Genomic DNA, 7,774 nt, shown 5'->3' on the forward strand with positions numbered 1-7,774 from the left:
CCGGGCCTCCGGTTCAGGCGGTGTCGACCCGCCGGATCAAGGTCAGTCCGTCCCGCAGCGGGACGATCACCTGTTCGACCCGTGGGTCGGCGGCAACGGCCCGGTTGAACCCGGCGATCGCCGCGCCGTTGGCGGTCGCTTCACCCGCCGTCCACGGCTGACCCTGCATCAGCGTGTTGTCGACGCAGACGAGGGCGTGCGGAGCCAGCAGCCCAGCATCGAGCAGCGTTTCGAAGTAGTCGAGGTAGCCGGCCTTGTCCGCATCGATGAAGACCAGGTCGAAGGCCTCACCCTGGCGCGACAATGCCTGCAGGGTCGGCAATGCCGGCCCCACCTCGACGATGATCTTGTCGCCATCGGCGGAATCGAGGAAGCAGCGCTGCGCGAAGGCGGCAACTTCGGGATCGATCTCGCAGGCGATGACCCGTCCGTCCGGAGGCAGCGCCTCGGCGATGGCAAGTGCGGAATAGCCGGTGAACATACCGATCTCGAGCACGCGGCGTGCTCGGGTCGCGTGCACCAGCATCTTCAGGACCTGGCCCTCGACATGCCCAGAGAGCATCTCCTGTTCGAGATGCCCTGGTACATCAGGGTTCGAATGCTGAGACCAGTCCTCGTCCTCGGTTGCCTGGGAAAGCCTCTGCAGAGACGCCGACTCCGGGGTCGTCCACCGACTCAGATAGGGATCCAGACCCGAGGCCAGCTCGAGAATCTCGCGCAGCTCCAACACCATCGGGTCGTCCGGCCCGTGCCTCTTGTCGAACCTGCGCAGGAGTCCTTCCAGACGCCCCGCTACGATCCCCACCGGGGTGACGGGTCTCGGCGAACCGGGCGCCGAGACCGCGGAAGCCGCCCCGGACCGGATCTGCTCGGCATCCACCACGCTGGTCATGCGGTGAACATGTCTTCGCCGGCTCCTCCGCGAGGATACTTCGCGGCCGCCTCACGATGGGCCTCGAGTGCACCACCCAGTTCTTCCGTCGTGAGATCGTTGACGAAGTAGCAGGTTCCGATCGGACGGGGGACAGCCGCCCGCAGCTGGCCCCCTCTGGTCTGCAGGATGGAGTCGGACGCGTACTGCAGCAGTTCCGGCGTGAGATGAGGGCTGTCCAGCGACAAGCCGAGTCGACTCATCAGCCAGAAGATGCGATCCCGTTCGCTGACGGCCAGGTACCCGCGTTGTTCGGCCAGGGTGGTGGACAGCGCCATGTCGATACTGATCGCATGCCCGTGGAAGAAGGGCACATCCGGTGCCAGTTCCAGCGTCGGACTCCACGTGTGCCCGAATGCGATGACCCGATCCAGATCGAGCTCGTGCAGGTTCGGGACCTCGAGGGTCAGCATGGTGTTGATCGCGTCGTAGGTGACGCGGTTCGCGATCTCACGCAGCTCCGGCGTTCCGTCCAGATGCCCGAACCTGGTGTGCAGCAGGTCTTCCCCATACTTCTCCAGCAGATCGAAGATGCCGCCGTTGGCCACTGTGGAGATCTTGATCAGCTCGGCCATGCCGTTGCGGACCTGGTCGATGGGGAGGGTCCTGAGGAACGAGAAGTCGAGGATCACCTGCTGTGAAGCGTGGAAGGCGCCGAGCCGGTTCTTGGATTTGCCGTGGTTGACCGCGACCTTGATCGAGACGCTGGCATCGATCAGCCCGATCAACGTGGTCGGGATCCGGATGTAGTTGGTGGAGCGGCGGTAGGCCGCGCAGGCGAAGCCGGCGACGTCGGTGGTGAGACCGCCACCGACCACCAGTACCGGCTCCTTGCGCAGCAGCCCGAATTCACCGAAGGCGTCGACGATGCGCTCGACCGTCCCGAAGGTCTTGTCGGTCTCCCGGATGACGACCGGGAACACCGTCAGCGCGATCTGGTGGTGGCTGAAGTAGGCATGGATCTGCTCGCCGTAGAGGCCGTAGACGGTGTTGTCGACCACCATCAGGCACCGGCCGAATGGCCGATAGCTGTCAGCGATCTCGGAGTTGTCGATCTTGAACACGCCGTCGACCATCAGCAGCGAGTAGTCGATCTTCTCGTAGGCCTGGACGTGGAAGGCCGTCTCGGTGGCCGTGAAGCTCGGTTGCGGGTTGTCCGTCATGTTCGGTGTTCTCCAGTTCATCGGTCGTCGTAGTAGGTGGCCCGGCGTGAGTCGAAAGCATTCCGCTCGTCGCCGGACGGCGGTGGGTGCGGTGAGCCCTGGAATCCAGGGCAGGTGGACTACCGTCGTGCCAGTTGGCGCAGTTCCTGGGCATCCAACCGGTCGACTCGGCGTTCGGCGCCGACGACGTCATGCCGGGCGGTGTTCTCGTTGAGGAAAGCCACGCAGACGAGGCCGGCCGCGACGGCGGACTGGACGCCGTCGACGTTGTCCTCGATCGCAACGCAGTCCTCGGCCAGCTCGCCCAGACTGTGCAGAGCAAAGGAGTAGGCCGCCCCGTCCGGCTTCGGCTGATCGACATCGGAGACGTCGACGATGACATCGAAGTCGCGCAGCTGCACCTCCGGCCCCAGGGCCTCCAGCATGGCCGAGATGTTGGCGCGGGACGTGGTCGTCACCAGCCCGACCTTCCAGCCCGCACTCTTGGCCCCCTTGATGGTGTCTACGACGCCCTCGCGTGGGACCAGATCCGCCGTGGCCAGTCTCTCCTGAAATATCTTGGACTTGCTGTCGTGCAACGCTTTCGCATCAACGGTCTGCCCGAGTGACTGCGCGTAGGCGTCGATTCGGGATTGGCCGCCGCTCTTGGAGAGCAGGTCGCGGTATTCGTCGCGATCCCACTTCCAGTCGAGCCCGTGCGCCTGGAATGCCTCGTTGAATGCTTGCCTCTGCAATTCCGAGGTATCGGCGACGGTGCTGATGGACCCGAAAAGGATTGCTGACATGGAGAAACGACCCATTCTGACGACGGCTGCACCGGGCAGCGGCTTGCGGAACTACGGACCAGCCGGACCGGTCGCCGCGCAGGGTGACCTCCGATGGTGCGTGGCCGGCGGAAGGCTCCACCGGCCACGCTGTTCGCTTGTGTTCTGCCCGCTGCGTCGAACCGGTAACCGGGCCGAAACTATGCAGCGCGCTTCCGCACGCTCTGGGTGTCGATCTGAGGTCGTCCCGATCGACGCATTGATATGCCGGTACCGCCGGCCCTGTCACACGGAGGATCACATGTCGTTCCGGGCCTATCTCGACAACATCGAGAAGAACACCGGCGTCACCCCGATCGAGTTCGTCGAACTGGCCCATGCACGGGGGTACGACGATCCGAAGGTGAAGACCGGTGTCATCATCGGCTGGCTGGCAGAAGATTTCGGGCTCGGTCGCGGCCACGCCATGGCCCTGGTGCACGTCATCAAGAACGGCGCCCGGATCAGCGACACCCACGTGGTAGCGGCAGGGCCACACAGCGACGCGTCCAACACGCTCGAACTCGGCGGGCTGACCGGCCGCCGAGCCGGCTGACCGCAGAACCGCTGACCCGGGACGGCCGACCGCAGGCCGGTCGGCCAGACCCGTTCGACCCGGCCGGATGCACATCCGCTCGGCGCCGCCGATCCGCCGACTCAGGTGGCCTCGAGCGAGGACTCCTTGTGGGCCGCTTCCTTGCCGGACTTGTCCGACTTCACGACCCAGTACGGGTCGTCGGACGAAGCCCTGAACTGCTGCCCGTCGAAGGTGAAGTCCTTGACCTTTCTTTCCTGCGCCACGCCGTGGGTCGAGCCCTGTGAGGTGTTCCAGGAGACCTTGTCGCCCTTGCTGATCGTCATGGGATGGTCAGTACCCCAGCGCTCCTGTCCTATCCGCGTCCGGTCCTATCCGCCTCCGGCCATCGAGCAATACGCTGGCGACGTGCCCTCACACCCGATCATGCCGACCGACATCGCACCGCCGGCAGCGAACTATGCCCACGCCGTGCTGACCACCGGGGTCACCCGTTGGCTGCACACCTCCGGGGTGGTGCCCGTCCGGCCCGACGGTTCGGTCCCGGACGGCTTGGCGGAACAGGCGAATCAGATCTGGGCCAACCTGACGTCGATCCTGCGTGGGGCCGACCTGACGGTGGACTCGGTTGTCAGCGTGACGACCTACGTCACCACGGCGGCCGCTGCCGGACCCGATCTGGCCACGGTGATGGCCGCTCGGGATGCCGCACTGGGTGGCCGCCGGGTCGCCAGCACGCTGCTCACCGTGCCCGCGCTGGCTCAGCCGGCCTGGCTGGTCGAGGTCGCGCTGGTCGCGGCCGCCTGACCGACCTGCGCGGGTCCGGGCTTCCTGATCGACCCGGCCCGGGCGGGGTCGATCGCCGCCGCAGGGAATACTCTCGCCCATGGTTCAGCGCGCACTTGTCCTCGCCGGCGGCGGAGTAGCCGGCATCGCCTGGGAACTCGGCGTTCTGCTGGGCATCCGTGAGGGCGCCACCGATCTCGCGCCGCCGGTCGAGGACGCCGACCTCGTCGTCGGGACGTCTGCCGGCTCGACCGTGGCTGCGCAGATTTCCACCGGCACAGATCTGCAGTCGCTCTACGACCGTCAGCTCCTGCCGACCAGCAGCGAGATCGAGGTCGACTTCGATCTCGAGGCCATGATGGCCACCTTCGCCGAGGCGCTCGCGGCCTCGACGTCCCCGGAGGACATGCGCCGTCGGATCGGTGCACTGGCGCTGGCCGCGGACACCGTTACCGAGGCGATGCGCAAACGGGCGGTGGGTGGACGTCTTCTGGTCCAGCAGTGGTCGGATCGGGCCGTGCTCATCCCGGCGATCGACGCCGAGACCGGAGAGCTCGTCGTCTTCACCCGCGAGTCGGGCGTCGACCTGGTCGACGCCGTGACCGCCAGTTGCGCGGTGCCCGGGGTCTGGCCGCCGGCCACGATCAATGGTCGGCGTTACATCGACGGTGGCACGCGCTCGGGTACCAACGCCGACCTTGCCCTCGGGGCGGATCGGGTGCTGATCATCACGCCCGCCGTGGCGACGGCCGAACCGTTTGCCGATCAGCTCGCACAGGAGATCGCCGAACTGGCTCCCGCCACCGTCTTCGTCGTCTCCGCTGATGACGCAGCGCTCGAGGCCTTTGGCCTCAATCCGTTGTCGCCGGCGACCAGAGCGCCGTCCGCGACCGCCGGCCGCGCCCTGGGCAACAGCGTCGCCGACCGGGTCAAGGAGTTCTGGGCCTGACGAACGGGACAACCGTCCCGCAGTCCCTCATAGGTCCTGCTTCACCATGAGCCGACGTACTCCGGCGGGAGGCCGAGCATGCTGACGAGTTCGGCGTGCACGACCTGGTCCTCCAGCGGCGGGAAGGTGTGGCTGCCGGTCACGAAGCTGGAGCCGGTGCAGCCGTCCGAATGGACGGTGATGGTGGTCTCTGGATTGCCGTGGAAGACAAGCACGTCCGTCAGTCCGGTGTTGGCCAGGCAGCCGTGAATTCCCGTGTCCGTCCACGTGTTCAACGAGTTGACCAGGTCGCGCAGCTTCTTCGCGTTGCGCCCGCTCACGGTGTGGCGCACGGTCGGCGGCATCGGGCCGGTCGTGTAGCTGGTGTCCTTTGCGAACACGGTGACGTCGACAGTGCTGTCGACGTCCGCGATGCGCTCCTGCGCCTGGCGCGTCGCGACCCAGTATGCCTGGGCCGCAACGCGAATCGCGATACCGTTCCCGAAGGGCACCCAGAAGACGTTGACGGCCGAATAGGTCCACCGTGCATCGGATCGCGGGCCGGCCACATACTGCTCGAAAGATCCGCCGGCGCCCCAATCGCCCAACGCGTCGGAGTTGCCGTCCGGGAGCGACCAGGCCGGCGGAAGGTGGCTGTTCAGCCAGTCGTGGAACTGGGCGGAGCTCATCGACGATGTCCAGAAAGCGTTCCGCTGGACGAAGGTGGGCGGTCGTACAGGACCGGTTGGATCGTTCAGGCCCGGATCGGGAGCCGAACTCACGCTGACCGCGCCCGGGAACGAGGGCGTCTGGGAGAAGACCTGCTCGACGTGGTGGATGGTCGCCTCCTCGTGGGGGTCTTTCGATCCGATCACGCCTACTTCGAGGGCCGTCCCGGCCATCGGTGAGTCGCTTGCGGCCGGACTGTTGCCGGTCGCCGTAGCAATCTTCGAAGGACCGGTAGGAGCAGGCGCCTCGACTGTCGCACCGGCAGCGCAACTGACCAGGACACCGGCGATCACCGCGGCGCAGAGCATCCTCACCGTTCGCATGACTTCCTCCCTCTTGCGACTGCCCGCATGCTGGCACCAGCATCAAGACGTCTCTTGCCCGCCCGTCGGTTGCACGCCGCCAGAATCCGCGCTCATCATCTTCCCGAACTGTCCCGCTGATCAACTTCGCCCGCTGCCGCGCTGATCAACTTCCCGCACATCCGCGCTGATCAACCTCGCCCGCTGCCGCGCTGATCAACTTCGCAGGCGCTCATCAACTTCGCAGGCGCTCATCAACTTGCCGATTTTGGGAATGGTGGGACAGAAATAGACGACTTCGTACGCGCCGTCACAGATGATCAGCGCAATCGGCCAGCATTTGCGTCGCAGAGTCTTTGTCGGCCACCGCCGTATTCCCGCGAAAAGGGGAACTGTCGGTGCCCCGATATAACGTCTTGTTCATGAAGGACACCGCATTCCCCGACACCCAGCAGACCCAGGACCTGCTGCACCTCGCGCTGCGGGTCGTCGGGCAACTGCGGGAAACGCAGTGGTGGCGAATCCAACACGCCGACATGCTCACCCTCGGCAAGCAACTGCAACAACTGGCCAACCAGGTGTACACCGCCAACGTCCACCTCGCCGGCGAACTGGACGGCGAGAACATCGCCACCAAATACGGGTGCACCTGCACCGCGGCGCTGCTGCGGCAAAAGTTCAACATCTCCCCCGCCGAAGCCTACGGCCGGGTCAACGCCGCCCGGCAGGTCCTCCCCCGCGAGACCGACACCGGCGCCGTCCTACCACCGGCAATGCCCGCCCTGGCGGCGGCGATGGCCGCCGGCACCCTCACTGGCGAACACATCAAACTGATCACCGCCACCATGACCAAACTCCCCACCCTGCTGCCGGTGGAGGACCTGGAATTCTGGGAGGACTTCCTCGTCGACCACGCCACCCGGCTGGACCCCAACCCCTTCGAGAAGGTCTGCCGCAGCGTCCTGGACAAAGCCGACCCCGACGGGGACCTGGACGAGGAAACCGCCGCCGCCAAGATGGAATTCAGCTTCGGACGCCGCAACCTGCGCACCGGGTTGACCCCGATCAAAGGGCAACTGGACGACTACAGCGTCGAAGTGGTCAAAAAGGCCATCGACGGACTGTCCGCACCCCACCCCAGCACCACCACCCCCACCACCGGCAGCGGCAGCACCGGCACCGGCAGCACCGGCGGCAGCGGCGAGACCGCCAGCACCGACAGCACCGCCAGCACCGGCGGCAGCGGCGAGACCGCCAGCACCGCCAGCACCGCCAGCACCGCCAGCACGGACAGTGAGAACTGCGCTGCGACAGATCCTTCCGCCCGCGTCGACGTCGAGGACGATGCCGACATCGAGGACGACCACGATCATGCCGACGGATTCACGCGCGACAGCGGCAACGCCGACAGCGATGCGGACCCGATCGTCCCGAACACCGACACCGACACCGACACCGACACCGACACCGACACCGAACCAGACACCGACGGAGGTTCGGGTACCGACGGAGGTTCGGGTACCGACGGAGGTTCGGGTACCGACGGAGGTTCGGGTACCGACGGAGGTTCGGGTACCGACGGAGGTTCGGGTACCGA

9 protein-coding genes are annotated in these 7,774 nt (G+C 66.2%); 4 read left to right on the top strand and 5 right to left on the bottom strand.

Going from position 1 to position 7,774, the window contains the following annotated elements:
• Positions 1 to 13: 13 nt before the first annotated feature.
• The 3 genes from ABIB25_RS08310 to ABIB25_RS08320 form a co-directional block, all read right to left on the bottom strand.
• Positions 14 to 892, bottom strand: coding sequence for an O-methyltransferase (locus tag ABIB25_RS08310; protein ID WP_354527953.1), 879 nt, complete (start codon positions 890 to 892; stop codon positions 14 to 16).
• Entirely contained in the window at positions 889 to 2,094 is a 1,206-nt protein-coding gene (locus ABIB25_RS08315) for a sedoheptulose 7-phosphate cyclase (RefSeq protein ID WP_354527954.1), read from the bottom strand. The genes ABIB25_RS08310 and ABIB25_RS08315 overlap by 4 nt, the downstream gene beginning before the upstream one ends.
• Positions 2,095 to 2,213: 119 nt before the next feature.
• Positions 2,214 to 2,879, bottom strand: coding sequence for an HAD-IA family hydrolase (locus ABIB25_RS08320; RefSeq protein WP_354527955.1), 666 nt, complete (start codon positions 2,877 to 2,879; stop codon positions 2,214 to 2,216).
• Positions 2,880 to 3,159: 280 nt separating this feature from the next.
• Between ABIB25_RS08320 and ABIB25_RS08325 the strand changes: the two genes are divergently transcribed.
• Positions 3,160 to 3,453, top strand: coding sequence for a DUF4287 domain-containing protein (locus ABIB25_RS08325; RefSeq protein WP_354527956.1), 294 nt, complete (start codon positions 3,160 to 3,162; stop codon positions 3,451 to 3,453).
• 101 nt (positions 3,454 to 3,554) lie between these two features.
• Here ABIB25_RS08325 and ABIB25_RS08330 read toward each other — a convergent pair whose 3' ends face one another.
• Positions 3,555 to 3,758: a hypervirulence associated TUDOR domain-containing protein gene (locus tag ABIB25_RS08330; RefSeq protein ID WP_354527957.1), complete on the bottom strand. Its 204-nt coding sequence runs from the start codon at positions 3,756 to 3,758 to the stop codon at positions 3,555 to 3,557.
• 82 nt (positions 3,759 to 3,840) lie between these two features.
• On the opposite strand from ABIB25_RS08330, the gene ABIB25_RS08335 reads away from it, so the two are divergent.
• Both ABIB25_RS08335 and ABIB25_RS08340 read left to right on the top strand, forming a co-directional pair.
• Positions 3,841 to 4,239, top strand: a complete 399-nt coding sequence (locus ABIB25_RS08335; RefSeq protein ID WP_354527958.1) for a RidA family protein — start codon at positions 3,841 to 3,843, stop codon at positions 4,237 to 4,239.
• Positions 4,240 to 4,318: 79 nt separating this feature from the next.
• A complete protein-coding gene (locus ABIB25_RS08340) occupies positions 4,319 to 5,167 on the top strand; it encodes a patatin-like phospholipase family protein (RefSeq protein ID WP_354527959.1) in 849 nt (282 codons plus the stop codon).
• Positions 5,168 to 5,208: 41 nt separating this feature from the next.
• On the opposite strand, the gene ABIB25_RS08345 is transcribed toward ABIB25_RS08340, so the two are convergent.
• Positions 5,209 to 6,198: a hypothetical protein gene (locus ABIB25_RS08345; protein WP_354527960.1), complete on the bottom strand. Its 990-nt coding sequence runs from the start codon at positions 6,196 to 6,198 to the stop codon at positions 5,209 to 5,211.
• A 401-nt stretch (positions 6,199 to 6,599) separates the two neighbouring features.
• On the opposite strand from ABIB25_RS08345, the gene ABIB25_RS08350 reads away from it, so the two are divergent.
• A partial coding sequence (locus ABIB25_RS08350) for a DUF222 domain-containing protein (protein ID WP_354527961.1) occupies positions 6,600 to 7,774 on the top strand: 1,175 nt, incomplete at its 3' end.

It is taken from the genome of Nakamurella sp. UYEF19 (genome assembly GCF_040546275.1).
In the GTDB taxonomy this organism is placed as follows: Bacteria; Actinomycetota; Actinomycetes; order Mycobacteriales; family Nakamurellaceae; genus Nakamurella.

Excerpts from the sequence above, each read along its gene's own strand:
- ABIB25_RS08330 (WP_354527957.1), bottom strand. The coding sequence starts at position 3,758 with ATGACGATCAGCAAGGGCGACAAGGTCTCCTGGAACACCTCACAGGGC.
- ABIB25_RS08310 (WP_354527953.1), bottom strand. The coding sequence starts at position 892 with ATGACCAGCGTGGTGGATGCCGAGCAGATCCGGTCCGGGGCGGCTTCC.
- ABIB25_RS08315 (WP_354527954.1), bottom strand. The coding sequence starts at position 2,094 with ATGACGGACAACCCGCAACCGAGCTTCACGGCCACCGAGACGGCCTTC.
- ABIB25_RS08325 (WP_354527956.1), top strand. The coding sequence starts at position 3,160 with ATGTCGTTCCGGGCCTATCTCGACAACATCGAGAAGAACACCGGCGTC.
- ABIB25_RS08320 (WP_354527955.1), bottom strand. The coding sequence starts at position 2,879 with ATGTCAGCAATCCTTTTCGGGTCCATCAGCACCGTCGCCGATACCTCG.
- ABIB25_RS08345 (WP_354527960.1), bottom strand. The coding sequence starts at position 6,198 with ATGCGAACGGTGAGGATGCTCTGCGCCGCGGTGATCGCCGGTGTCCTG.
- ABIB25_RS08340 (WP_354527959.1), top strand. The coding sequence starts at position 4,319 with ATGGTTCAGCGCGCACTTGTCCTCGCCGGCGGCGGAGTAGCCGGCATC.